Genomic DNA, 23,546 nt, shown 5'->3' with positions numbered 1-23,546 from the left:
TCCGACACCGCCGGCACGTTCGTCGATGCGTACGCGCACACCAACCGGGCCGACATCGACATCCACCGGTCCTGAACCCGAACACGCGAAAGGAACATCCCCCATGAGCGATGCGATCACAGCCGAAGGACTGGTCAAGAGATACGGCGAGGTGACCGCCCTGGACGAGCTGACCTTCTCGGTCCCCCACGGCACGGTGCTGGCTCTGCTCGGCCCGAACGGCGCCGGAAAGACCACCACGGTGCGGGTGCTGACCACGCTGCTGCGACCCGACGAGGGCCGCGCCACGGTCGCCGGCTGCGACGTGGTCGCCGAGGCCGGGCGCCTGCGCTCCTACATCGGGCTATCGGGCCAGTACGCCGCCGTCGACGAGCACCTCACCGGCGCCGAGAACCTGGAGATGGTCGGACGCCTCTACCACCTGGGCGCCAAGCGAGCCAAGGCCCGTGCCCGTGAACTGCTGGGGCGCTTCGACCTCGCCCAGGCCGCCGACCGTCCGGTCAAGGGCTACTCCGGCGGCATGCGGCGCCGCATCGACCTGGCCGGCGCACTGGTCGCCGACCCGCCGGTGCTGTTCCTGGACGAGCCCACCACGGGCCTGGACCCCCGCGCCCGCAATCTGCTGTGGGACACCATCTCCGAACTGGTCGCCGGCGGCACGACGCTGCTGCTCACCACCCAGTACATGGACGAGGCCGACCGGCTGGCCGACCAGATCATGGTCGTGGACCACGGCCGCGCCATCGCCCGCGGCACCGCCGACGAGCTCAAAGACCAGGTCGGCGGCAACCGCATCGAACTGACCCTTACCGACCCCACCCAACTCCAGCCCGCGCGGGAGACCTTGGCGTGGCTCGCCACCGGCGCCATGCAGACCGACCCCGAGACACTGCGGATCACCGTCCCGGTCACCAACGGCCCCGAAGCCCTCCACCAAGCACTCGGCCGCCTGATGGAGGGAGGCGTCACCGTCCGCGACGCCGGACTACGCCGTCCCACCCTCGACGACGTCTACCTCACCCTGACCGGCCACCAGACGCCCGGCACCCAGAGCACCGGCAGGACCATCCAGGAGGCCACCCGATGAACGCGCTCATCCTGCCCCTCGCCGACGGCTGGACCATCGCCAAACGCAACACCCTGAAAATCAAGCGGTCACCGGACCTGCTCAGCAGCGTCGTGATGCTGCCCATCGTGCTCGTGCTGATGTTCGCCTACGTGTTCGGCAGCGTCATCGAGGTCCCGGGGATGTCCTACAAGGAGTTCCTGCTGCCGGGAATCTTCGTCCAAGCCGTCATCACCGGCGCACAGATCACCGGCTACAGCCTGACCCTGGACCTGGAAAAGGGCATCTACGACCGGTTCCGCTCACTGCCCATGGCACCCTCGGCGGTACTGATCGGGCAGACCGCCAGCGACCTGCTGATGAACCTGGCCGGCCTGGTCGTCATGGGCACGATGGGCGTGCTGGTCGGATGGCGAGTGCACACCTCCCCGCTGGAGGTGGTCGCGGGCTTCGCGCTCTTGCTGCTGTTCGCCTACGCCTTCTCCTGGGTGACCGCCACCGTCGCGTTGGCGCTGCGCACCCCGGCCAGCTTCAACAACGTCGCGACCATGCTCTCGTTCCCGCTGGTGTTCGTGTCCAACGCCTTCATCGACGCCTCCCGCCTGCCCACCCCGCTGCGCGTATTCGCCGACTGGAACCCCATCTCCACCTTCACCCAAGCCGCACGCGAACTGTTCGGCAACACCAGCAGCCAGATGAAGACCTCCGACGCCTGGCCCATGCAGCACGCCCTCGGGGCATCACTGCTATGGATCACCGTCATGCTGATCGTGTTCATCCCCCTGTCCACCCGCCTCTACAAGAAGGCGTTCAACTCCTGATCCGGGCCAACGACAAGAACGACCCGCGTTCGCCCCTCCGCGTCGTCGACGACCCAAGACACCCACGATCCGCGACCCGTTCACTTACCACCGCAAAATCGCCTAGATACCCTGGTCCCTAGACCGATCAGTCAGCGATTTAGGTGGCGTACCGCCGCCACCTCGCCGCCCAGGAGGCCGCATGCCGGCAGATCCGCCCAGATCACCCGCGCTGCGCGCGTCCGACGCGGACCGCGACCGCGTCATCGAACTGCTGCGCGCCGCCGTCGCCGACGGCCGGCTCGATCCGGTCGAATTCGACGAGCGGCTGGACGCGGCGCTGAACGCCCGCACCATCGACGCGCTGACCCCGCTCGCCGCCGATCTGGTCGCGCTGCCGGGCAGCGCCGGCGCACTCACGCCGCCGCCGGCCAGGACACCGGCCGAGCCGCCCGCCGAACGGCTCACCATCAAGGAGAAACACGGCACGGTGCGCCGCGACGGCCGGTGGACGCTGCCGCACCGGCTGGCGCTGCGCACCGCATGGTGCGAGGTGCTGCTGGACCTGACCAGCGCGGTGCGCAGCACACCCGAGCTGGTCATCGAACTGCGGATACGCGGCGGCAACGTGGAACTGGTCCTCGCACCGGGCATGGTGGTGGACACCAACGAGCTGTCGGTGCGGCACTCCAGCCTGGAGATCAACAGGGACGCAGGCGACAACACGCCAGAGACGCTGTACGTCCGCTTGGTCGGCCGCATCCGGCACGGCCGGCTCGCCGCTCGCTGGCAGCCGCCACACCCGTAACGCGGCACGACCCCGTCACCGCGACATCCAGGCCCTGACATCGCCCCGCGTAGTGGGGGTGCCCGCTCGACCGGCCCTAACGCCAGCGTCGCCTCCGATGCTTCGGAACGACAAGGTCGCCGACTCGTGCTCGTGGGGATCCAACGGCCACTGGAAGTGCTGCTGACGGGTTGGCGCGGTACGTGCCTCGCCCGACGGGCAGGCGCCCTTCCTTCTCGTCGACCATGCGGGCATCAACGCATAGACGATGCCACTCGTGCGATCTTCTCGCAGATCCAGACCGTCTACGCGGCAGCCTTCCCCCGACTACAGCCTCGATGACCACCGAGACCGGACGGCGAACGTTCGCCGTCATTGACTTGGCCGTACACCCCGCACATCGTGGCCGCGGACTCGGCCGGCGTCTGATGGACGAACTACCGCACGGTCGCGCCGAGGAGTGCGCGACTTTGGCCCACCGGTTCAAGCGAGCTGGACATCCAGCGCATGTACGAGCGGTGGGGCTGGCACGAACTGGGACGCATCCCCGGATCCCCAGGCGAGACCGAAGCAGCCTTCGACCTCTACGTGATCGCCCTGAGGTGAGAACCCGCGAGCAACGTTCCGAGCTCGGTCACCATTGGCTCGCCCCCGTCTTGCTCGGGAACGGACTCGACCACCTGTTCAGCCACGCTGATGACCATCTTGGTCCGCTGGTCGGCCGGGCAATCGTCGTGGACGGTTGCCGCATGCTGGAGGCCGCCACGGGTGTCGCGGGCCCGGATACGCCCCAGCGCTTGCAACAAGTCCGCTTGCACATGCAGCCGCCGCGGCGGCGAGGTCGCCGGGAGGACCTCGCGGAGCCGCGTTACCGCTTGCCCCAGCGGCTCCCCATCGCCGCGGTAGGCGTGCACCCACGCTCGGGTGTACTGCAACCGGTCCTCGCCCCAGCGCTCCAACTCGGCCGAGTTCCGCGTTCGCGTCTACCAGGCCGTCGAGCACACCGCGCCCGCAGATGGACGCTATCGGGCGGCGCTCGACTGCCCAGCGAGGTACTCGACCGCCGCTACGGGCCTTCCCCGTCTCAGCCCGTAGGCCTGCGCTAGCCTCGCCACCTGTCGCTGACGATGGACAGCCGCCCCGGCGACGCCTTGCGGGTCATCGAACACCTGCGGCAAGCCACCATCCGGAGGCGCAGACCCGATCGGTGAGGCGCTCGCCGACCTCGCCGACACAGGCGGCCGACTGCCGACCCGCGCCCAGATCCGCTGGATCGCCGCCGACATCCTCGCCCGCTGTACACGGCCCGCCCTAGCCGAGACCGCCGGCGAACGCACGGTGGATGCGCCGCCGGCCTTGCGTCACCAACGACAAGCCGACGCCGCTCAGCGAACGCCTGTACGCCCTGGATGCCAGCCTGTTCGGACTCCGCCGGATCCTGCGCGAAACCTGCCCGGGCGAGGCGACCGCGGCCGACGCGCTGTGCGGGCTGTGGCCGATCGTCCCCAGCGTCGGCCGCGGGGCGTTGGGCTTCAGCCGCGGCGTGGGCGCCGAAGTCTTCTCTCACGCGCTCACCCTTCCTGGCGGCGCCGAACGCGCGGGCAACGCAATCACTCGGGCGCAGGAGGACGCCATCGCCGTCCTCCTGACAGCCCTCGCCCAGCGCAACGGGCGATGAGTCTGCCTTCGCGATTTCGTAGACACCGCTATGGCGGCCCCGATCTGCCGCCGTCCGCTCCTCCGCGCCGGGGCACGTGTGCCGCCGCGACCGCAACCACACCCCGGACCTTCTCGATCTGCTCAGTGTGACCGCGATGCCCGAAGGGCGGGTGGAGGTGCCGCCGTGGACCGCGTCAACGTCGTGATCCTGCTACTGGGCTCCTCGATCGCCATGCATTGCGCAACAGGCTGAGTACTACTGACACTGCGGACCGGCCGGGGCATGGCCGAGGCGGTCCTCGACGGCGTCCGCGTCACGTCGGTCAGGAACGTCTCCACCTGCTGGTAATGGGGCGCCTTCAGCATCAGCCACGTCCCGGCCCGGTCAGCTCGGCCCCGGAAGAGTCAACGGAGGCGACCCGCTCGCGCAACTGGCGTCGTTGCGATGTATCCACCACGCGTCCGCGCGGAAAGTCGAGACGGTGATCTTTGCGTGCTTCCCGCCGGCCGGAGACGACCCGGAGATACTTTGGAGACATCCTGCTGCTTGGCTTCGTCTCGTCCCCCCGACGCGAAGGAGCCGTTCCGTGTCACGAACCGTCCAGAAGTTGGCCGTGGCCTCCCTTGCCATGGCCGCTTCAGCCGCAGTCATGCCCGCCGCATCGGCCGACAGCCCGGCGAGGTCTGCCCCGGTCAGCGCGTCCGTCTCGTCCGACCAGGCAAGTATTCAGGCCGGCGCCCAGAAGTGGAGCAAGTGGTTCCGGCTCAACAAGGTTCCGCGACTGAAAAAGGCGAAGTGCCGGACCTATGCCAGCGTGAATTCGGGCTCGAAGATCAAGTTCCGCGCCTACGTCGAGTGCACCCGGTCGACCACGATCACGGTGTACGTCACCGGCACCCGGTCCGGCAAGATCCAGGGCGGCAAGTCAAAGGTGTGCGGCCGGAACTGGTGCGATGTCGTTCTCTACAAGCCCAACCGCAAGGGAAAGCAGAAGTGGTGCGCTGTGGCCGCGATGCCGGCGGTCGGCGGGCAGTTCCACCCGACCACCGACAGATACACCCCGCCCAAGGCGTGCATCACGTACTGAACCGTCCTACCTGACCTCGCCCATCACAGGCAGATCGGTAACACGATGTGATCGTCACCAGCAAGGCCCCTGACGGAACGGATCATGCCCAACGTCAGGGGCCTCGCGCCTGTGTCAGGAACTGGCGGTGACCTGCGGCAGATCCCCTGGGAGGCCCGGCAGCATCGAAGGTGCGAAAACGCACTTATCTAGAGCTCATCGTTTGGATGAGGCGTGGACCTGCACTGTCTCGTCGGAGACGGTGTCGTCGTCGAGTCGGCCGCCACGGCATCGACGCGGCCGTCCGCTACCTGACCGGCCACGCCGGACACCTCCGCTACGACCAAGCCCTGGCCGCGGGCTGGCCGATCCCCACCGGCCTCATCGAAGGCGCGGTTGGCCACATCGTCGGCGACCGGCTGGAGATCACCGGAGCGAGATGGGGATTGGCCGGCGCCGAGGCCGTCCTTACACTTCAAGCCGTGATCGCCAACGGTGACCTTCCCGCCTACTGGGATCATCACCTCACCCAGGAACGGCGCCGTGGCCGCCAACGAGTCCGTTAGCTGGGGAACATTCCGGTGGCGTTGACAAAGGAGCCGGTCAGGGCGCCGGCCTTGTCGGAAGCGAGGAACGTGGCCAGCTCCGCGATGTCGGCCAGTCGCGGTGAGCGGCGAAGCATCCGCATTTCATCCAGCTGGGCGAGGAGTCCCTGGAACGCCGCGTCATCGGCCAGGTTCAGGTTGTGGTCGGCCGTCCAGAGCTTTTCCGGCGACAAGGTGTCGGGAACTCCGGCCACCCACATGCCCAGCGCACGGACACCGTGCGGCCCGACCTCGGCGGCGAGATTGCGGATGAAGGTGTCGATCGCCGCGTCGGCCGGCCCCGTGTTGCCCATCATCGGGCTGCCGTGGGCGGAACCGCTGTTCAGCGCCAGTATGACGCCGGAGCCTCTTTCGATCATGTGCCGTGCCGCCGCCCGCGCGGTGATGAAGTTCGTCGTCACCCCCGTGGTGATGGCACGGGTGAAGTCGGCGGTGGTCATCTCGGCCAGCGGGATCCCCTGCACGTCCCCGCGCGTGATGAGGTTCAGCGACACATCGATGCCGCCCGCCGCGGCGACCACGCTCGTGGCGTGCTCGTCCACGGCCTGCTCGTCGAGGGCGTCGACCACCGCCACTTCAGCGGTGCCACCGGCATCGGTGATCTCCCCGGCCACCGCCTCAAGCTTGTCGCGGGTCCGCCCGGCCAGGAAGACTTTCGCCCCGTTGCGGGCGAAGGCCTTGGCGATACCGCCGCCGAGCGAGCCACCCCCTCCATAGATGATGGCGTTCTTGTTCTCGAGCATGCGCATGACTCCCGTTGTGGTTACACAGATACCGACCCTCCAAACCCGAGAAACTCATCGCACAACCGCCTCAACCCTGCCAAGAACCTGACGCAAGACAGCCCAGACCAGCGGCCAGGAGCAGAGAATCCGAACCCCACTTGCCGCCTCAACCAACGGCCAGGCCCCCCACTGACGGTGCGCGACACCGTACTCCCTCACGATCTCGTCCAGGGTCCTCGGAGAAACGTCAGAGCGGAGACCGTAGGGAAGCTCGATGACGCCCCGTTCACGTGGGGAGAGCTCTGCAAGCACTTCTTGAAGCCGGTCATCCTCCCGAATGGCCAGCCGTGACGTCGGGTCGTTGAAGAAACGACGACGGCTCACTGTGTCCCTCCCTGTCCGGACTGCTTCTGCTGGTCGGCGGGCGCCGTCCCCGGCCAGCCGGATCGGGGGCGCGGCTGAGCTGGGGAGCCTGGTCAACGATCGTGCCGTGCCCCGCAGCAGCGGTGCCCCCGTCCGCTCGCAGCTACCCGGCCGAGCGTGGGTACCAGACGGGGTCCATCTGGATTCCGCAGGGCACGCCCATGGCATAGAAGTGATCGTGGAGTCTGTGATCGCCGGTGCCTGCTTCTACCTGGGACTCTCGGCGACAGCGTGCCGTTCGTCGCCATCGTCGATTAGCGTTGATGACGTAGCTCGTTTCCCCATGGAGGCGGGTCCACGTTCGGCCGTCAACCCGGGTTGGCCGAAAGCCAGCGGCCCGGACCCGGTGATCACTCTCAGTGATGTCTGCGCCGCAGCCGGCCGAGCGGGCGATGCCGAGTTCTCCCCCGTGAGTTCAGCGCAACTGAAGGTTCTTCGGCGGGAACTCACGCAGGCGACCGCGTCGCCAGCCCGGTCACCAGCGCTGGAGCGGGGCAAGTGGCTGATCAAGAAGGTTCGTCAGAGTCGTCTTTGGTCCTCAGGAGCAGGGCCAGGCCCGCGACGGACGCCGCGCCGACGAGGACCGCCAGGCCGATGCGGGCCACGTTGGTCACGCCCATGGCCAGGCCGGTGACGCCCATGAATACCCCGACGAGCCCGAACAGGGAGTCTTTGGTCAGCTGGCGGCGCCGGGTGGCCGGTGCGCCGGCCGGCCGGGAGGCGGACGGCCTGAGGTCTCTGGTGGCGGTGTCGCTGGGCGGCGGGGTGTTTCGCGGCCGCTCGGTCTGCCGCATGCGTGACAGGTTGTAGATCAGTGTGGCCAACCCGATACCGAGGACTCCGACGAGCGCGTAGCCGATGGTCCCGCCCAGGACGACCTCGTACCAGCGCCCGTAGGCACGCTCGTACATCCAGCGTCCGGAGTAGAAGAAGCCGAGCAGCGCAGCCAGCCGACCAGCCAGCACCAAACCGCCGCGGGCCACTGGCAGCAGGCGCCGCTCGGCCAACAGCGTCATCGAACGGAGCACCACCACAACGATGAAGGGGACCAGGCCCTGAAAGGCCTCGATGTCCACGCCCTCCATGTTGAGGACGTGTTCTGGATCGATGGCGGCGGTGACCGCGAACACCGCGACGAGCAGCACGTCGACAACGACCAGCAGCGGCCAGACAACCCTCGTCCAGGTGGGGCGGACACTAGCCACAACGCCGACACTCCTCGCTGCCTGGTCCGGCATTGAAACCGCGAGTAGCCGCAACCGTCCTCTCTGGGGAGTCGAGGTTCAAGGGTGGAGTGTCCGGTCTAGGTCGCATCCCCTGCCGGGTAGGAGCGCACCGACGCTCACCCAAACGAACTCAAGAGCCATCCCTCGCTCGGTTGTAGTCGACCTGACCAGAGATCAAGCCCAGATGGCGACGGGTGGCAGCGGCCTGGCCACTTGCGCCGATTGGCCGCGTTCCGCTGCTCGCCGTCTGGCCAGCAGCGGATGGTGGAGGAGAGCCGGAACATTTTCACGACGGCCGCCGACCCGGGGTACCGGCCGGGGCCCGGTGAGGCGCCTGTGCTCGCCTAACCGCGCAGCCGAGATCCGCGTTCGGCTCCCCGAACAACCCAGCCCCTCACGCCAAGGCGATACGACAAATACCGAGGCAGGGAGAACGACGCTTAGCTAGCACACCCGATCCAGCAGCGGTCACCTACCGTAGCCTGCCGGCGCCGGGGCCGGGGCCCTCTCCGCTGTGGCCCCTGCGATCGGTGATCTCACTCGGCTTGGGTGGGACGGGGCCATCCAGGCCTTCACCGTCGTTGAGAGTGATCCGGGAGGTCGGCGGCTGCAGCCGCCCGCACTCCGTCTCAGGGCCGCCGAGACCGCCGGGGTCCATGCGGATTGCCGCGATGGTGGTCTCGATGTCTGCGATGGACGCGGTGGCCGGCCGCTCCGGTCAGGAAGATTGTCGTCCGGTTTCAGCCGCGACAGAGGTGATCGCTTCCCGCTCCTTGCCGAGGATGCCCATGAACAACTTGGAATCAAGGTCGTAGTTGCTGAGAACAACGCCGACCCAGTCGTGCCCCAGATAGACGTTCCAGTTGGAGTTGCCGCCGCCCACGCCGCCGCCGTGCCCGATCACGCGGAAGTCACCCAGGATGGTGGAGTTCAGGCCGTAGGCCTGGAACGCTTCGCGCCGGGCCGGACCGGGTGACGGCGTCCCCGGCGGAGGTGCGGCAGGGTACTTGGGGCCGACGTACAGCTCGGTGTACGGGCGGGTCAGGAGTTTGTCGTTCTGCATGGCTTGGGCGAGCCGGACGAGGTCGGGCGCGCTGGAGAAGGCGCCGACGCTGGGCAAGCCGACGAACGGTCTGGTGGGGCTGGTGCCGGGTCCTCCGATGACCGCGCTCGCCTTCAGATTGCGCAAGGCGTCCACTCGCGAGCCGTCAGCCTGGAGCATGTACGGGTGGGCGATGGCGGTGTCGCCCCGCCACTCCGTTCTGGTGTAGTACCGCGAGCCGGTCATGCCAGCAACGCCGAAGATGTGCTTGTGCACGTAGTCCCAGAACGATGTGCCCGAGATGTTGGCCACGATCTCGCCGAGCGCTTCGAGGCCGGCCCCACCGTACCGGTGCTGTGTGCCGGGGGTGAACTCCAGCTTGCCCTGCCGTATCGCCTTGCCGACGATGTCCAGGAGCTCCTCCTTGCTGTAGGTGATCCGATCAGGATCCCAAGCCATGGTCATTCCGGAGGTGTGGGTGAGCAGCTGGTGCAGGGTGACCTTGTCCGCCACTGACGCCGGAGAACTGATCTTTCTTCGCCAGTTCGCTGATGTACTCCTTGTATCTTCGCAACGGCTCGATCTTCCCGCGCGGCGAGCGTCTTGGCGGCGCGTGCGCACTGGCCGAGGGAGCGACGAGCCCGGAGGCGGTGAGCGGTGCGGCGGCAAGCGTGCCCAGCACGGACCTCCTGGATGCCTTCGACATGTGATCTCCCTTCGAGGCTGAGCCCCGAGGGTTTCAGCCGGGGGGTTACTTCCTTGTTTCCTGAGCCCCGTCCTTGTGCCCGCCTGTGTCGACGGATCATCGTGCCGGTCGTTGACGGTGGGGCCCGGAGCGCCTCGGCCATAGGCGCGGTGGCCGCACCCGTTCCCGGGTCTGGTGCTCGCGCAGCGCCCGCAGCTTTCAGATTGGCGGTGTTCTAGCAAGATCTGATCCGCTTCTACCGCAGCAGTAACTCCTCCTGATGAGATCACCACGACGAGCGAGGCCCATCGCCAGCGCGATCCGTCCCTCGTCGGCCTGCGGCAACGCCAGATCCCACCAGCGTCTTGACCGGACCGTCAGTGCGCAGCACCGCCTCGGCCAGTTCGAACAGCTCATCGGCCCGCGCTGTCTAGGTTGACACGGTGAGGAGGGGAACCGGGCGCCGGTGCCGGCCGCGCGAGCCAAGGGCTGCCCCGTGCGCGCGTGTGAGCGGCTCCGCGGTGGTCGCGCGGCAGGGCGAGAATGCCCGGCCGCTCCCGAGCCTCCGCCTCGGCTCAGCGGCAGCGCGGCAGCGGCCGCAGCGCGGCAGCCGGCAGAACGGCGGTCTCCTCGGGCCGGGCCGTGCGTTTGAGACTCTGAAGGCAGGCGGTCACCGAGTCTGGCGGAGAACTCGGGCGCGCACATCATTGGTCTACGAGCCGGACGCCATGTTCAGCTGTTTGGAAGTCCCTGAACCCTCACACCACCTGAGGCGGTCAGCCGCCGGTGATGATCCCTGCCACCAGCCCTGCGGCGAGAGCCGCCAGGACGATCATGACGGCGACACGTTGCAGGCGGCGCTTGCGTGCCGCCCTGCTTTCGGCAAGGTCGGCCCGCACCCGGCCTTCGGCCCCGGCCATCCGCCCGGCCGTCAGGTCGGCGAACACCGCGTTCACCGATGCGGTGTCGGCGTCGGCCCAGCGGTTGCGACGATCCCCTGACGCAGGCATGGGTGGTCCTTCCGGGGGTGAGCTGTGAACGGCGGGACGCTACACGATCAAGCGCGCGTCGATCAAGGCCTTCCTGCACCAGCGTTCCCAACACGGGGTCAGGCACCCAGACGTTTGGACGTCCGGCGAAGCTGGCGACCTGCCCGGCGACGAACACCATCCGGCTGCCGGTCGTGCCGATGACCTGCGTGTGGCTCTGGTGTACGGGCAGATCGTCGGGATTGACGAGCTCCAGAGACAATCGCGTCCCCTCCGGTAGACCTAGCGCTCGACAGCCAGCTTCACGCCGAGGCCGATGAAGATGCCGCCGGTCGTGACGTCGATGCGGCGGCGGGCGGTCTGCCTGCGGCGCAGCCAGGTGCCGATCCGGCCGGCGAGGACGCCGACCGTGCCGTCCACCACGAACTCCAGCGCGATCAAGATGGCACCGAGGATCGCGAACTGCATCCAGACGTTGCCCAGCGCCGGGTCGATGAACTGCGGCAGGAATGCGATCGTGAAGGTGACCATCTTGGGGTTGAGGAGGTTGGTCGTCAGGCCGCTGATGAACGCCTTGCGGTTCGACATTCCGCTGCCGACGAGGGGGTCGTCGCCGGGCACTCCCTTACGGCTGCGGAGCATCTGCACGCCGAGGTAGATGAGGTAGGCGGCGCCCACGACGCGTACCACCGTGAAGGCGACCGGCACGGCCGCGAAGAGCGCGGCGAGCCCGGCGGCGGCCACCGCGATGTGGACGGCCTCGCTCGTCGCGACCCCGGCGGTGGCCAGGAGCCCGGCGCGGGCCCCGCCCCGCATGCCGCACCCCAGCACGAACAGCATGTCGGGGCCGGGGGTGATCATGGCGATGATCGTGGTCACGGTGAACACCGCAAGGAGGTGCTGGTCGATCGGCATGTGGTGATCGTTCCACGTCCCCCCGGCTCGGCGTAAGTGCACGCGTCACGGAACGGGCATTACCCAAAGGCGCCACCCTCCGCACGGACCTCCCGCTAAAGGGTCAGTCCTCTCCGGGGTCGCCCTCAAGGTCAGGATCGTTGTACTCCTCCGCGTTGCAGAACGCCACCGCGGCCACCGCGCGGCTCACGGCTTGCGGAACTGCTCCACCAGTGCCACATACCCGCTGGCGCGGTGACCGGCGGTCGCCGCTCGCTCGGCCAGTGCCTTGACAAGCCTCGGCAGCTCGACGTTGACGCCGAGCGACTCGCACTCCTCCACTACGTGCGTCATCGCGGCCAGGTGGGTGTCGATAGTGCCGTCGTCGGCCGGGTAGATGCCGTCGTCGGCCTGCCTCGCGTAGCCCGGCAGCCAGCCGGCCACCGTGCCGATCGCCGTCTGTGCGATGGGCAGGTACGCCGAGGCGGACACACCGGCCGTGCCGAGGATCGCGGCTGCGTTGAGGAAACCGTTGAGCATGCCCCACATGAGGACGAGCGTGGCCATCTCGTGCGTGGCCGACAGTCCGGGGTCATCGCCGAGGTGGAGGCCCGTGCCGAGACTGCCCAGCGTGGACTCGTGGGCGTCGTACAGTGGTTGCGGCCCGCTGTAGGCGAGCACGGCCTCGGCCGTGCCGACGGCCTCCGGGACGGCCATGATCCCACCGTCGAGGTAGCCGCCGCCGCGGCGCGCGACCTCCTCGGCGAGCGCTCTGGCGCGCGAGGGCGTGCCCGAGGTCAGGTTCACCACGACCCGGCCGTCGAGCGGTCCGTCGAGGACGTCGGCCACGGCGCCGTAGTCCGACACGCAGACCACCACGAGCGGGGCGGCCGCGATCGCGGCCGCCGGAGACCCGGCGAGCGTCGCGCCCCGAGCCACGAGGTCGTCGGCCTTGGCCGTCGTGCGGTTCCACACGGTCGTCGGGTGTCCCGCGCGCAGGAACGCCCCGGCGAGGGCGCCGCCCATCAGCCCGAGACCCAGAACCGTGACGGGTGTGCCTGTGTGCATCATGTTCCCCTTCTCTCATCGGTGGCACAATCGTCAACGTTCAGACCGGTATGAAGGTCAAGGGGGAATTCGCGTGCTGATCGGGGAGCTGAGTCGGCGGACCGGAGTGAACCCGCACCAGCTGCGGTACTACGAGGCGCAGGGCCTGCTGGTGCCCGACCGCGGCGACAACGGCTACCGCGAGTACGGCGACGACGCCGTGCTGACCGTGGCCCAGATCAGGAGACTGCTCGACGCCGGGCTGTCGACCCAGGAGATCGGGTACCTCCAGCCGTGCGTCACCGGCGCGGCGCCCGACCTGAAGCCCTGCCCGGAGACCCTGGACCTGCTACGGGCGCGCATCGCCGGACTGGACGAGCAGATCGGCACGCTCGTCCAGTCTCGCCGGACACTGCGGGAGTACCTGACGGCCACAGAACGGCGGATGGCCGGCTGATCGCCCTGGTACCTGCGCACGGCTTCGCCGGTACACCAGCGGGGTCGGTGGTTCTGCCAGGCGAGACTGAGCGCTCGGGGGGTCGCGAACGGGAATGGACCGGATGGTGCACGGCGTCTCGCCGCATCTCACGCGGATGCTGCTCGATGCGGGTCGACGGTCGGGCGTGGACCGGTCGCAGCTCGGCGGCATCCCCGGCCTGACCGTGGTGGGCGAGGAGCACGTCCGGATCCCCACGGCGACCCTCCTGCGCGTGTGGGAGACGATCTCCGGGGCGATGACGGAGGCGGGTGGCGGGGCGCCACTTCGCGACCATCGCCGACCCCGTCGACACGCTCGGCGTCACCCGCGACGGCGATGGCATCACGTCACCTGGCACGGACCGTACCAGGAGCATCCGTCGTTCCCCCTGATCGCGGAGTTCGTGCCGGCCCTGCTGCTCGGCGTGGCGAGCTCGGGCGCTGGGCGCCGGTTCGTACCGGTGCGGGTGCGGCTGCCGCACCGCGCGCCGCCCGGCACGACGTGCTGGCCGAGGTGTACGGCACCCGGCGGATCGAATTCGAGGCGGGTCCGCCGGCGGTGACGTTCTCGGCGGCCGATGCCGACGCGCCGTTCCCGAGGGCGGACCCGGCCCTGGCGGCGATCCTGGACGAGCATGCGCGGATCACGGTCGCCACCGCCCGTCCGGTCCTGGACTGGCTCGGCCGGTTCCACCTCGCGCTGGAGGCCGCGGTCGAAGCGGGACCGCCCGAACTGGGCGACGTGGCGCGGCGGCTGGCGATGGGGCCGCGGACGCTGCAGCGCCGCCTGAGCGACGAGGGCACGAGCTGGCGGGACGAGCTGGAACGGTTCCGGCGGCAGCGGGTGGAGCATCTGTTGCGGGAGACGTCGATGACCCTGGAGGCGATCTCCGCGCGTTCCGGATACTCCGATCCGCGCGCGCTGCGCCGGGCCGTCCACCGATGGTACGGCCGCGGTCCGGCCGCACTCTGGACGTCGTCACGGGCCGGCCGGGCTGGCCGGGCCGGCTGAATCTGGCGCGTTCGGTCCTGTCGGTGACGTCTGTGGTCCTCCCGGCCGTCCTTGCCTCGCTTCTACCGTCCCAGGCATGGACGAACGACATGACAAGCCTGCGGCCGGTGCGCGGCAGTGGCTGGGGCTCGCGGTGCTGCTGCTGCCGACCATGCTGCTCACCGCCGACCTCGGGGTGCTGTGGCTGGCGACGCCGGACCTGACCGCCGACCTGCGCCCGAGCGGAACCGAACTGCTCTGGATCACCGACGTGTACGGGTTCTTGACCGCCGGGTTCCTGGTGGTCATGGGCACCCTGGGGGACCGGGTCGGACGCCGCCGGCTGCTGCTGGCAGGAGCCGCGCTCTACCTGCTGGTGGAGTTCCTGATGCTGACGGCCGCGGCGGTGCGCAGCCCGGCGCTGCTCATCGGTTCCCGCGCCCTGCTCGGCGTCGCCGGAGCGGCGATCCTGCCCTCCACGCTGTCGTTGATCAGCGCCATGTTCACCGACCCGGGGCAGCGGACCCGGGCGATCTCGCTGTGGTCCACCGCGCTGGCGCTCGGCGTCGGGCTGGGACCGGTCTTCGGCGGGCTGCTGCTGTCGCAGCTGTGGTGGGGGTGGGTGTTCCTGCTGGGGGCGCCGGTCATGGTCGTGGTGCTCGCCGCGGGGCGGTCGCTGCTGCCCGAGTTCCGGGACGTCTCGGCCGGGCGGCTGGACATGCCGAGCGTGCTGCTGTTCCTGCTGGGCATCCTGCCGGTCGTCTACGCGATCAAGCGGATCGCCGAACACGGCTGGCACGCGCCCGTCGCCGCCGCCGGCGTCGCCGGAGTCGTGTTCGGGTGGCTGTTCGTCCGGCGGCAGCGGCGGCTCGCGGCCCCGCTGCTGGATCTGCGGCTGTTCGCCGACCGCACCTTCTCCGCCGCGCTGGCGATCCTGTTCCTGGGCATGATGGCGCTCAACAGCGTCGAATACCTGGTGCCGCCCTTCCTGCAGCTGGTCGGTGGACTGTCGCCGATGGCGGGCGGACTCTGGCTGCTGCCCTCGGCCGCCGCGTTCCTGCTCGGCTCCCAGCTCACCCCGCCACTGGTCCGGCGCGCCGGGCCCGCCCGCGTCCTGGTGGCCGGGACGCTGGTCTCCCTGGTCGGCTACGTCCTGGCGGCGCAGGCGACGGCCCGGTCGCCGCCGCCGCGGCGATCACGGTCATCATGTTCGGCGTCGGCCCGATCAGCGTGCTCGGCACGGACCTGGCCGTCGGCGCCGCGCCCGCCGAGAAGGCGGGTTCGGCCGCGGCGGCGGGGCAGACGGCGTACGACCTGGGCCTGGCGATGGGCATCGCGATCACCGGCAGCGTCGCCACGGCCGTCTACCGGGACCAGGTCGCCTCCCGCATCCCCGCCGGGACACCGGCCCGGGCCGAGAACGCCGCGCACGACACCCTCGGCGGCGCGATCTCGGCGGCCGAGAACCTTCCCGCGCCGCTCGCCGGCCGGCTGACCGACGCGGCCCAGGACGCGTTCGTCTCCGGCTTCCACGTCGCCGCGACGGTCGCCGCCCCGCTTGCGGCGGTCGTCATCGTCATCGCCCTGACGGCGCTGCGGCGGCCGAGCACGCTCGCCGTAGCCGATCCCCGTCCCGAAGCCCCGGACCGCGCCGATACGGCTCCAGCCGTTCGATGACCTGGACCGTCCCTCTCACCGCCCTTCGTTCCTGCAGGCCGTCACCGACCAGTTCGACCAGCTCTACGCCGACTCCGCCGGTAGCGGACGGGTCATGGCCCTGGCCCTCCACCCGTTCGTCACCGGACAGGCGTTCCGTGCCAAGTACCTGGACCAGGCCCTCGACTACATCGCCGGTCACCCCGGTGTCTGGCTGACCACCAGCGACGAGATCGCCCGGCACTACGCCGCTTCGCCGGCATGACCGTGCGGACGAAGGAAACGCTCGCGCTGCTTGCCGCCATCCTGTCCTCCTCGCTGATCGGCCTGGACGGGATGCTGACGCCCCCCGCCCTTCCCGCGATCACTCAGGACCTGGACGCCGGGCCGGCGATGCAGTAGTGGGTGCCCGCCGCGTTCCTCCTTCCGCTGGCCGGGCTGCTCCTGGTGGGCGGGGCTCTGGGCGATGTGTACGACCGATGGCGGGTCTTCGGGATGGGCACCGCCGGATTCTGCACCGCGGCCCTGGTGTGCGCCCTGGCACCGAACCCCGGACTCCTGATCGCCGGCCGCCTCGCGCAGGGGGCCGGGGCGGCGTTGATGATCGCCGCCGCCGCGTCGATCTTGTCGTTCTTACGATGGAACCGGAACAAACCCGATCAACGCGGGCGTACTAGGTGAACCTCCAGAAGTGGACCGTTCGGTCCCGGCTCGCTGTGGCGAGGAGGTCACCCTTCGCCGTGAAGGCGGCGGAGGCGTCGCACCCCTCGATGGTGCGGAGCAGGCGCCGCGTCGCGAGATCCCAGAGCTTCGTCGTTCCGTCGTCACTCGTGCTGAGCAAGGTACGGCCGTCACGATTGAACTGGACCTCGCTGACGACATCGTGATGACCCGTGAGCACTGCGAGAGGCATTTCGTCCTTCATCCGCCACAGGCGGATGGTCTTGTCCTTGGAGGCCGAGGCCATCAGGCTTCCATCGCGGTTGAAGGAGACGGTGATGATGCCGCCGGTATGGCCTTTGAGGATGCGGATCCTTCGACGGGTTCTCACGTCCCACAGGAAGATGGCTTCGCTGATGTTCCCGGCGGCCAGCGTCTTGCCGTTCGGGGTGAACGCGACTGACCACAACCAGCCGTTGCTCTCATAGTCGCCCAGCCGGCCGATCTTGGCGCGCCGGGCGACGTCCCACAGTCCTAACGTGCAGTCGCTGCTCACTGAGGCCAGCGTCGCGCCGTCCGGGCTGAAGTCCAGGCCGGGGACCGTGTTCCCGTGGCGTCCCAGGATTCCGAGCGGCGCGCCCGTCCTGACGTCCCACAACCGGACCGAGCGATCTTCGCTTCCAGTGGCGAGCAGCCTGCCGTTGGGGCTGAAGGCCATGGAACGGACTTCCTTCTCATGCCCCCTGATCGTTGTGAGGAGCCGCCGCTGGGAGACGTTCCAGAGGTTGACGATCGCGTCATTGTGGGTCGTGGCGAGGATGGCCCCGTTCGGTGAGAAGCAGAGTGCGTAGATGGCACTGGGCAAGCGCAGGCGGATTCCGGTGTCACGAAGGACGCGCGCCGAGGCATGCGGCGCGGGCGTTGTGGATACGCGCGACGGCGGTGGGGTGATGGCCGGAGGCCGTCCTTGAGTTGCGGATTCCGGCTTCGACGGCCAGGCGAGGAATCCGAGGCCTCCTGCGCTCGCCGCCGCGGTCATGGTGATCAGGACGTCGCGTCGGCTGCGGTTCCGTAGACGAGGGGCGTGTTCCGCGGGCGAGCCTGCATGGACGCTCGTCGGAGGGCGAGGCAGGGCGGAGCGGCTCCCGCGATGGGCCTGGTTGCGAACGAATTTGGTGAGGCCCACCCTGTTCAGTTCGCGGACCTGTGGCAGGGGTCGGCCCTTCTCCTTCAAAGCGGCTCGGACGTGTGCGTAGATGGTGTTGAGGTCGAGAAATTCGCCCTGGCCGGGGAGTCCGTCGTACACCACTCTCAGCAGTTCACCGGTGAAGGCCGAGTAGTCCTCCTCGGCAGGCGCCAGAGCGCCCCGGTTCTCGCCTGCGGCGGCCAGGATGTAGGACCCCTCCACGAGGGCTTCATCGAGTACAGAACTTGCCGGGCCATTCGCTGACATCTGCCCGACGGCGCGACCGCTGTAGCAACAGTCCAAGATCACTATGCGCCGAACGGCCCGGCAATTGAGCAGGGCGTCTCGAACAAGGCCATAGCGAACGGCGGTGTAGGCACTGCGTCCTGAGTCGGTGGAGTCGGATTGGACCAGGGCGAGGTGAAGCTCCCCGCGGCGTTCTTCGATGAGGCCGTGACCCGCGTAATAGATCAGGATGGTGTCGGTGGCGGCCGCGGCCGCTTCCAGGATCGGGTCCATCAATTCCGGCGTGGAATCGGGATCGTGCACCTTCACCACGTTCTGCGGAGCGAGTCCGCAGATCTGTTCGTTGCGAAGCGCGGCGGCCAAGGCCTCGACGTTGTTCCGTACCGACGGAAGCGGGTCCAGCCGCCGGTACGTGCTCGTCCCTATCAGTACGGCGCGTGAACGCAGCCGGTCCGGGAGCGCGTTCACGGGCGATCCCCATCGAGAAGTCGCATTACTCGTTCGATCTGCTCGGGGTCGCCGTCGGTCGCCTCCACCTTGACGCCGTCACGTTCAATCGTGATCGTCGCCTTCCTTGGGCGGGTCGCCCGCCACGAGGCGATGGCCACCACGAGCGACGACACCTGGAATCCGGTGTCGACGAGAAGTTTGATCATTTCTGGCGCGGAGCCCATGTGGTCTGGAGGGCTCGGCTGCCGTCCCCACGTCATGCGTGCATTTCGACGTATGTAACGTTCATCGCTCAGCCACTGCTGGAGCGATCGCATCTCCCTCTCGGGAGCGTCCCAGTCAATTCGTATTTCGATCAGCATCTCAGCCTCCCCGTGGGCCGGATGAAGCGGCTTTTAAGGCACGCTTAGCCGTGGATTAAGGACGCCGTCGGCGCAGCCCGAGGCGTTGGAGCAGAAGGTAGCGAGTATTTGGAACGCCAGTGTGGACTATGCAGTTTTTTGTCTACGTTCGTCCGGAGGATGAGGCCATCGCCAGGATGTGCCGGGACTTTTGCCTCCTGCCGATGGCCGAGAAGAGGCGGAGTATCGGCCGTGAGCAGAGGGAGGACGGCGAAGCGACACCGCGTTCCCCTGGTACGGAACCCACGCCCGCAGGAGATGCGCTTCTCGTGGCGGAAGGCGTGTGCAGACCTACACCGTCGGCAGCGCCGGGGTGACCGCATTGGACGACCCCGCGTTGACGGTGCGCGCCGTGAACTGGTCGCGGTGATGGGGCCGTCGGGGTCGGGCAAGACCACGCTGCTCAGCTGCTTGTCGGGCTTGGATGAGATCGATTCCGGTCGCGTTCTGGCCGGTGGGCGAGACTCCGGGCTGGCCGAGCAGGGGCGGCGCTGTTTCATTTCGAGGTGACGTGCTCGTAGGCGTCCGCCATGCTCGGTAACTGGCGTCTGAGCCCGGGCCCGCGGCAACAGCGGGGGATGAAGTCATCGGGAACCCGCAGCAGTTCATAACGAACGTGCTCCGTGCGTGTCCTGGAAGGCACCCGTCCAGCTCCCACAACGGCAACACGCCTCCCGGAGCTTTCCGGCATTATCGCCAGCAGTTCATCCGGACACCACATCGACCGGTCAGAGACCCGGCTGACCATCGCCTGGTGACCTGATGGGTCCGGCGTCGGCGTGACTTCATTCCGGCGGCCCAACGCCGAAGCAGGCCAAGGACGTGACGGCATCGACCGCACCTGGTCGCCTTTCCACGGACCGCCGTCACGCGCTCGCGGGGAACCGGCAACGGTCTCAAGCGGTCTCGTAGCCGCCTTCCGGCGTGAGCATGGAAACTGCCTAGCGGCAAACTCGAAGCAGACGAAACGATCACCCATGCGGCCGTCCGCGAAGCGCTAGAGGAGATCGGCGTCCACCTCGCCGAGGACGACCTTGAGTTCGTCCACCTCATCCACTACCGCAACCACCTCGGCCACGCCCGCCTCGGCGTCTTCTTCACCGCGCGGAACTGGAAGGGCGAGCCCCGCAACGCCGAGCCATGCAAATGCTCCGCAGTCCGATGGTTCCCGCTGGACGACCTGCCCGCCAGCACCTACCCCTACACCGTCCAAGGACTCGCGGCCTACCGGCGCGGCATACCGTTCAATGCCGTCGCTGGACCTGACCAGCACCGCCGACACCCACAGCTGTCGGCGTACTCGTATGTCTGCAGAAGTGAGTACGGCTTAACGTGCAGAGGTCTTAAGAGACGCTGCGGGCTTGCATGTGATTTTGACCATGGTTCGGCAGGTGGCGACGGTTCCCATGGGGTGGCCCTGCCGTCGGTACCCAGCTGCACACGCCGGCCGCTCGGGAGCGGGTGTGCCTGGTAAGGCAGCGCGCTGCCCATGACGATGGCCGGCAGCGTGACGGCGCGGAATCCCCGGGCGAGCGACGAGCGCGAGGTGAACCCGGGTCTGAGCGCCCTAGTGTCGTTGTGCGCCGGTCTGCGTCCGGCCGTGGCACAGGACGGTATCGGCGAGGTTCAGGATGCGGTGGAAGTCGTCCATGCCGGTGGGCTCTGTGGTGATGGACAAGGTGAACGCAGGTCCGAGGCGACCGCGGCCGTCGACCAGCATTCCCGACAGCGTCGAGTAGCCGTGCATCTGCCCGGCATGACCGACGAGCCGTCCGCAGGACAGGTGGTTGGCCTCCAGGCCGAGCCCGTACTCGTCCACGGCGCCACCCGCCGGGACCATCTGTTTCATCTCGGCCAGCTGGGCAGGACGTAGCAGGCGTCCACGCAGCAGCGCGTTCCAAAACCGGTTGACCTCGGCGGGCGCCGCGACCATGTCTCCGGCCGAGTCGAGGTATCCGGTGTCCTGCTCGGTCACGTCGATGAAGCCCGGACCGCAAAGGTATCCGCGCGGATGCGGCCCTGGGACGCGGTAGGCGAAAGGGTCGGGGGAGGTGGTGCGCGACAGGCCGAGCGGCCCGGTGATGCGGCGCCGCACCTCCTCACGCCAGCTCCTGGCCCCGGTCACTTCCTCGATGAGCTTGCCGAGCAGGAGATAGCCGGTGTTGGTGTACGCCCAGGCCGCCGTGGTGGGCTTCTGGTCAAGCGCGAACCGGATCAGCTGGTCGCGGTCGTAGTGCCGGAATCGCTGTTTCGCCCACTCCGCGCCGTCGGGCAACAGGCGCCCCGGGTCGGGCAGGTGCCCGGTGTGCTGCAGAAGCTGGCGGACGGTCACCTTCCGGCCGTCACCGCCGCTGCCGCGCACGACTCCGGGCAGGTACCGTTCCACGGGCGCGTCCAGCACGACGTCACCCTCTCCCACCAGCTGGAGAACGACGGTCGCGACGAACGCCTTGGTGGTCGAGCCGATCCGCACCCGTCCGTTCACCGGCACCGCACGTCCCGTCCTCAGGTCACCGGCCCCGCTGCGCACGGTGACGGCGGAGCGTTCGGTCACCGTCATCAGCGCACCGGGCACACCGGTGTCGCGCACGGCCGCGTCCAGCTCTCGCTGCATCCGCCCGGTCGCCGCCGATACCGACGCCGCCGATACTGGTGCGGATGTTGACGCCGGTGCGGACGCCAGGCCCGCACCGCACGCCATTGTCACTATCACCACGGCCGATCGCCGAAACATCCTGACCTCCCATTCGCCAGAGGTCCCAGCTTTCCGGTGCCGATCACCCAGCGCAGTGTCGCGGAGTCCCCGATCGCTGGTGGAGCCTCCTACACCTCGGCTAGCTGGAAATGGCCGAGACCCAGGCCGTCGTCGACGATGTGGTCTTCGCCGTTGATGTAGGACGCCTCGCGACACGCGAGGAACGCGACGGCGGCCGCGACATCCTCGGAGCCGCCGAACCGGCCGCTGGTGACCTCCGCGCCAGCCGGTAGGACGGCTAGAGCCCGGACATTCACCCCCGGCGGTCACTAAGTTCGCCTGCGGTGGGCGCGCCGGGCTTTCTCGGGCGCCCGATCGAACGTCGAACGCTTCGGTGGATCGCGCTGGTGTTGACGAACCGGACGGCCTCTTCGACCTCCGGATCCCTGGCAGGGCCGCCGAGGTCCGTCAGGGGCGGGCGCGGGCCGCGGAGAGATATCCGGTGCGTTTGAAGCGCATGTGGTGAAAGTAGAGGACGTCGTCCAGCTGCCGGACCCTGCGGCCGGTCGCGGGGTCGAAGGAGGAGACCACGACCTGGCCGAGATGCAGCAGGCCCGCCGCGAGCACCGGCGCTGGACGATCGGCATCGAGGCGAGGGCCGAAGGAACCGGCCGACGCCAGAGGCCCCGGCAGGTGACGGCGTCCAGGGCGCCAGATTGGGCCGGGCCGATCGCCACGCAATTGACCCTGGTCTCCCGCGAATTTGGGTGTTGCGGGGTACACGCGAGCGGGTTGTGCCTGGTCAGCGGTCCATGGCTTTGGGGGCGGCCGGCGTCGGCGTGCCCGGTCGTTACCGGCAGCACCCGCCGTGTGCACACATCGGCTGAGATCTGTGCTTACTTCCTGACCAGCGGTGATGCATCGACCATGAGATCGCCATCGTTTTCTGAAGACCAGGGACGATTCATGCCCGGTGGGTCACTGAGAACACGACGACCCCTTCTCTGGACCGGGAGGACCAGGTTGTTGCCAGCGCGCTGGTGTTCACCGCGGTCGCTGTGGAGTCGGCGGGCTCAAGGCTCAGCACCGTCCTGACGTGGTCGGTGCAGGTTATGGGTCTTGCCCGTTACCGGGCTGGGTAACGGGCAAGACCTGGGTTGGGTGTTTACCTGGCTTGTTGTCGAGTCAGTTCCTTGGCGGGGGTGGTCAGCAGGTCGGCGCCTGGACGGTGTTGGCGATCATGGTGACGGCGGTCTGTGCCAGGGCACGACCGGGTGCGAGTTTCGCACCACTTTGGCCCACGATGGCCTTCTTGCCGAGGATGACGCCCTTGCTCTGGGCGCCTCCTGCCAGGGTGACCTGGTTGGCTGACTGCCAGATCACGTTGCATGCGCGTGCTCCTCCGGTCAGGACGATGTTGGCGGAGCCGGTGAAGTTGAGGGTGTCGGCGACTTGGAAGATGAAGACGTCGTTGACGCCGCCGTTGAGGGTGATGGTTCCCGACACGGTCACGGCGGTGGTCCACTTGTACAGTCCGCGGGTGAGGGTCTGGGGTCCGGTGACCGCACCGGCCAAGTAGTTGAGGGAGTCGGCGGGCGCCCGGCCGGCCGCGTCGTTGTAGGCGGTGACCTCGTTGTTCACGCCGGTCAGGAGATTGGCGGGAGTGGGAGGGGCATAGTCGGCGGCGTAGACCCTGCCGACGACCGTGGGAGAGATGGAGAAGGTCCCCGAGGGGTCGAGGATCAGACCGAAGCCGGTGACCGAGCTGG

Annotated in this window: 28 protein-coding genes and 1 pseudogene; 16 read left to right on the top strand and 13 right to left on the bottom strand. The window is 68.5% G+C overall.

Annotated elements, in window-relative coordinates:
- Window positions 1–103: 103 nt before the first annotated feature.
- The 4 genes and pseudogenes from ABD333_RS40225 to ABD333_RS47720 form a co-directional block, all read left to right on the top strand.
- A complete protein-coding gene (locus tag ABD333_RS40225; RefSeq protein ID WP_344547884.1) occupies window positions 104–1,087 on the top strand; it encodes an ATP-binding cassette domain-containing protein in 984 nt (327 codons plus the stop codon).
- Window positions 1,084–1,887: an ABC transporter permease gene (locus ABD333_RS40220; protein ID WP_344547883.1), complete on the top strand. Its 804-nt coding sequence runs from the start codon at window positions 1,084–1,086 to the stop codon at window positions 1,885–1,887. Before ABD333_RS40225 ends, ABD333_RS40220 begins: the two co-directional genes overlap by 4 nt.
- 181 nt (window positions 1,888–2,068) lie before the next feature.
- Window positions 2,069–2,674 carry a DUF1707 SHOCT-like domain-containing protein gene (locus tag ABD333_RS40215; protein WP_344547882.1) on the top strand — a complete coding sequence of 202 codons (606 nt, stop codon included), beginning with the start codon at window positions 2,069–2,071 and terminating at the stop codon, window positions 2,672–2,674.
- A gap of 224 nt (window positions 2,675–2,898) precedes the next feature.
- Window positions 2,899–3,105, top strand: a pseudogene (locus tag ABD333_RS47720) (GNAT family N-acetyltransferase); the annotation flags it as partial.
- Between the two features lie 132 nt (window positions 3,106–3,237).
- Here the strand turns inward: ABD333_RS47720 and ABD333_RS40210 are convergent.
- Window positions 3,238–3,567 carry a hypothetical protein gene (locus ABD333_RS40210; RefSeq protein ID WP_344547881.1) on the bottom strand — a complete coding sequence of 110 codons (330 nt, stop codon included), beginning with the start codon at window positions 3,565–3,567 and terminating at the stop codon, window positions 3,238–3,240.
- 428 nt (window positions 3,568–3,995) lie between these two features.
- On the opposite strand from ABD333_RS40210, the gene ABD333_RS40205 reads away from it, so the two are divergent.
- From ABD333_RS40205 to ABD333_RS40195, 3 genes are all read left to right on the top strand, one after another.
- A complete protein-coding gene (locus ABD333_RS40205; protein ID WP_344547880.1) occupies window positions 3,996–4,331 on the top strand; it encodes a hypothetical protein in 336 nt (111 codons plus the stop codon).
- Window positions 4,332–4,920: 589 nt separating this feature from the next.
- The gene (locus ABD333_RS40200; RefSeq protein WP_344547879.1) at window positions 4,921–5,400 is read left to right on the top strand and encodes a hypothetical protein; all 480 of its coding nucleotides are present in this window, start codon (window positions 4,921–4,923) and stop codon (window positions 5,398–5,400) included.
- Between the two features lie 206 nt (window positions 5,401–5,606).
- Window positions 5,607–5,945, top strand: coding sequence for a hypothetical protein (locus ABD333_RS40195; protein ID WP_410557384.1), 339 nt, complete (start codon window positions 5,607–5,609; stop codon window positions 5,943–5,945).
- On the opposite strand, the gene ABD333_RS40190 is transcribed toward ABD333_RS40195, so the two are convergent.
- The 3 genes from ABD333_RS40190 to ABD333_RS40180 all read right to left on the bottom strand — a co-directional run bounded on the left by ABD333_RS40190 (window position 5,942) and on the right by ABD333_RS40180 (window position 9,913).
- Window positions 5,942–6,733 carry an SDR family NAD(P)-dependent oxidoreductase gene (locus ABD333_RS40190; RefSeq protein ID WP_344547878.1) on the bottom strand — a complete coding sequence of 264 codons (792 nt, stop codon included), beginning with the start codon at window positions 6,731–6,733 and terminating at the stop codon, window positions 5,942–5,944. The genes ABD333_RS40195 and ABD333_RS40190 overlap by 4 nt on opposite strands.
- 905 nt (window positions 6,734–7,638) lie before the next feature.
- A complete protein-coding gene (locus ABD333_RS40185) occupies window positions 7,639–8,337 on the bottom strand; it encodes a hypothetical protein (protein ID WP_344547877.1) in 699 nt (232 codons plus the stop codon).
- A gap of 739 nt (window positions 8,338–9,076) precedes the next feature.
- The gene (locus ABD333_RS40180) at window positions 9,077–9,913 is read right to left on the bottom strand and encodes a serine hydrolase domain-containing protein (protein WP_344547876.1); all 837 of its coding nucleotides are present in this window, start codon (window positions 9,911–9,913) and stop codon (window positions 9,077–9,079) included.
- A 38-nt stretch (window positions 9,914–9,951) separates the two neighbouring features.
- Here ABD333_RS40180 and ABD333_RS40175 point away from each other — a divergent pair, with 38 nt between their 5' ends.
- On the top strand, window positions 9,952–10,110 hold the full coding sequence (locus tag ABD333_RS40175; RefSeq protein ID WP_344547875.1) for a hypothetical protein: 159 nt from the start codon (window positions 9,952–9,954) through the stop codon (window positions 10,108–10,110).
- 751 nt (window positions 10,111–10,861) lie between these two features.
- Here ABD333_RS40175 and ABD333_RS40170 read toward each other — a convergent pair.
- The 3 genes from ABD333_RS40170 to ABD333_RS40160 all read right to left on the bottom strand — a co-directional run bounded on the left by ABD333_RS40170 (window position 10,862) and on the right by ABD333_RS40160 (window position 13,039).
- Window positions 10,862–11,095 carry a hypothetical protein gene (locus ABD333_RS40170; RefSeq protein ID WP_344547874.1) on the bottom strand — a complete coding sequence of 78 codons (234 nt, stop codon included), beginning with the start codon at window positions 11,093–11,095 and terminating at the stop codon, window positions 10,862–10,864.
- Between the two features lie 261 nt (window positions 11,096–11,356).
- On the bottom strand, window positions 11,357–11,989 hold the full coding sequence (locus ABD333_RS40165; RefSeq protein ID WP_344547873.1) for a LysE family translocator: 633 nt from the start codon (window positions 11,987–11,989) through the stop codon (window positions 11,357–11,359).
- A gap of 186 nt (window positions 11,990–12,175) precedes the next feature.
- Window positions 12,176–13,039: an NAD(P)-dependent oxidoreductase gene (locus ABD333_RS40160; RefSeq protein WP_344547872.1), complete on the bottom strand. Its 864-nt coding sequence runs from the start codon at window positions 13,037–13,039 to the stop codon at window positions 12,176–12,178.
- A 70-nt stretch (window positions 13,040–13,109) separates the two neighbouring features.
- Between ABD333_RS40160 and ABD333_RS40155 the strand changes: the two genes are divergently transcribed.
- The 6 genes from ABD333_RS40155 (at window position 13,110) to ABD333_RS40130 (ending at window position 16,820) form a co-directional block, all read left to right on the top strand.
- Entirely contained in the window at window positions 13,110–13,472 is a 363-nt protein-coding gene (locus ABD333_RS40155) for a MerR family transcriptional regulator (protein ID WP_344547871.1), read from the top strand.
- Window positions 13,473–13,994: 522 nt separating this feature from the next.
- Entirely contained in the window at window positions 13,995–14,504 is a 510-nt protein-coding gene (locus tag ABD333_RS40150; protein ID WP_344547870.1) for a helix-turn-helix domain-containing protein, read from the top strand.
- Between the two features lie 76 nt (window positions 14,505–14,580).
- Window positions 14,581–15,978: an MFS transporter gene (locus tag ABD333_RS40145; RefSeq protein WP_344547869.1), complete on the top strand. Its 1,398-nt coding sequence runs from the start codon at window positions 14,581–14,583 to the stop codon at window positions 15,976–15,978.
- A 276-nt stretch (window positions 15,979–16,254) separates the two neighbouring features.
- Window positions 16,255–16,404, top strand: coding sequence for a hypothetical protein (locus ABD333_RS40140; RefSeq protein ID WP_344547868.1), 150 nt, complete (start codon window positions 16,255–16,257; stop codon window positions 16,402–16,404).
- Window positions 16,401–16,541: a hypothetical protein gene (locus ABD333_RS40135; RefSeq protein WP_344547867.1), complete on the top strand. Its 141-nt coding sequence runs from the start codon at window positions 16,401–16,403 to the stop codon at window positions 16,539–16,541. The genes ABD333_RS40140 and ABD333_RS40135 overlap by 4 nt, the downstream gene beginning before the upstream one ends.
- 3 nt (window positions 16,542–16,544) lie before the next feature.
- A complete protein-coding gene (locus ABD333_RS40130) occupies window positions 16,545–16,820 on the top strand; it encodes a hypothetical protein (RefSeq protein WP_344547866.1) in 276 nt (91 codons plus the stop codon).
- Here the strand turns inward: ABD333_RS40130 and ABD333_RS40125 are convergent.
- Window positions 16,813–18,699, bottom strand: a complete 1,887-nt coding sequence (locus ABD333_RS40125) for a caspase, EACC1-associated type (RefSeq protein WP_344547865.1) — start codon at window positions 18,697–18,699, stop codon at window positions 16,813–16,815. The genes ABD333_RS40130 and ABD333_RS40125 overlap by 8 nt on opposite strands.
- On the bottom strand, window positions 18,696–19,043 hold the full coding sequence (locus ABD333_RS40120; RefSeq protein WP_344547864.1) for an effector-associated constant component EACC1: 348 nt from the start codon (window positions 19,041–19,043) through the stop codon (window positions 18,696–18,698). The genes ABD333_RS40125 and ABD333_RS40120 overlap by 4 nt, the downstream gene beginning before the upstream one ends.
- A gap of 159 nt (window positions 19,044–19,202) precedes the next feature.
- Here ABD333_RS40120 and ABD333_RS47715 point away from each other — a divergent pair, with 159 nt between their 5' ends.
- Window positions 19,203–19,592 (top strand): ATP-binding cassette domain-containing protein, encoded by a 390-nt coding sequence (locus ABD333_RS47715; RefSeq protein WP_425546961.1) that lies wholly within the window; start codon window positions 19,203–19,205, stop codon window positions 19,590–19,592.
- Between the two features lie 427 nt (window positions 19,593–20,019).
- The gene (locus tag ABD333_RS40115) at window positions 20,020–20,556 is read left to right on the top strand and encodes an NUDIX domain-containing protein (RefSeq protein WP_344548034.1); all 537 of its coding nucleotides are present in this window, start codon (window positions 20,020–20,022) and stop codon (window positions 20,554–20,556) included.
- Between the two features lie 93 nt (window positions 20,557–20,649).
- Here ABD333_RS40115 and ABD333_RS40110 read toward each other — a convergent pair whose 3' ends face one another.
- The 4 genes from ABD333_RS40110 to ABD333_RS40095 all read right to left on the bottom strand — a co-directional run.
- Window positions 20,650–21,696 carry a serine hydrolase domain-containing protein gene (locus ABD333_RS40110; RefSeq protein ID WP_344547863.1) on the bottom strand — a complete coding sequence of 349 codons (1,047 nt, stop codon included), beginning with the start codon at window positions 21,694–21,696 and terminating at the stop codon, window positions 20,650–20,652.
- Between the two features lie 209 nt (window positions 21,697–21,905).
- Window positions 21,906–22,094 (bottom strand): SDR family oxidoreductase, encoded by a 189-nt coding sequence (locus tag ABD333_RS40105; protein WP_344547862.1) that lies wholly within the window; start codon window positions 22,092–22,094, stop codon window positions 21,906–21,908.
- A gap of 151 nt (window positions 22,095–22,245) precedes the next feature.
- Window positions 22,246–22,404 (bottom strand): hypothetical protein, encoded by a 159-nt coding sequence (locus tag ABD333_RS40100; RefSeq protein WP_344547861.1) that lies wholly within the window; start codon window positions 22,402–22,404, stop codon window positions 22,246–22,248.
- Between the two features lie 579 nt (window positions 22,405–22,983).
- On the bottom strand, window positions 22,984–23,546 hold a 563-nt coding region (locus ABD333_RS40095; RefSeq protein ID WP_344547860.1), incomplete at its 5' end, for an ice-binding family protein.

Source organism: Actinomadura fulvescens, from assembly GCF_039533225.1.
GTDB classification, from domain to species: domain Bacteria; phylum Actinomycetota; class Actinomycetes; order Streptosporangiales; family Streptosporangiaceae; genus Spirillospora; species Spirillospora fulvescens.
This window is presented reverse-complemented; position numbering and strand designations above follow the sequence as displayed.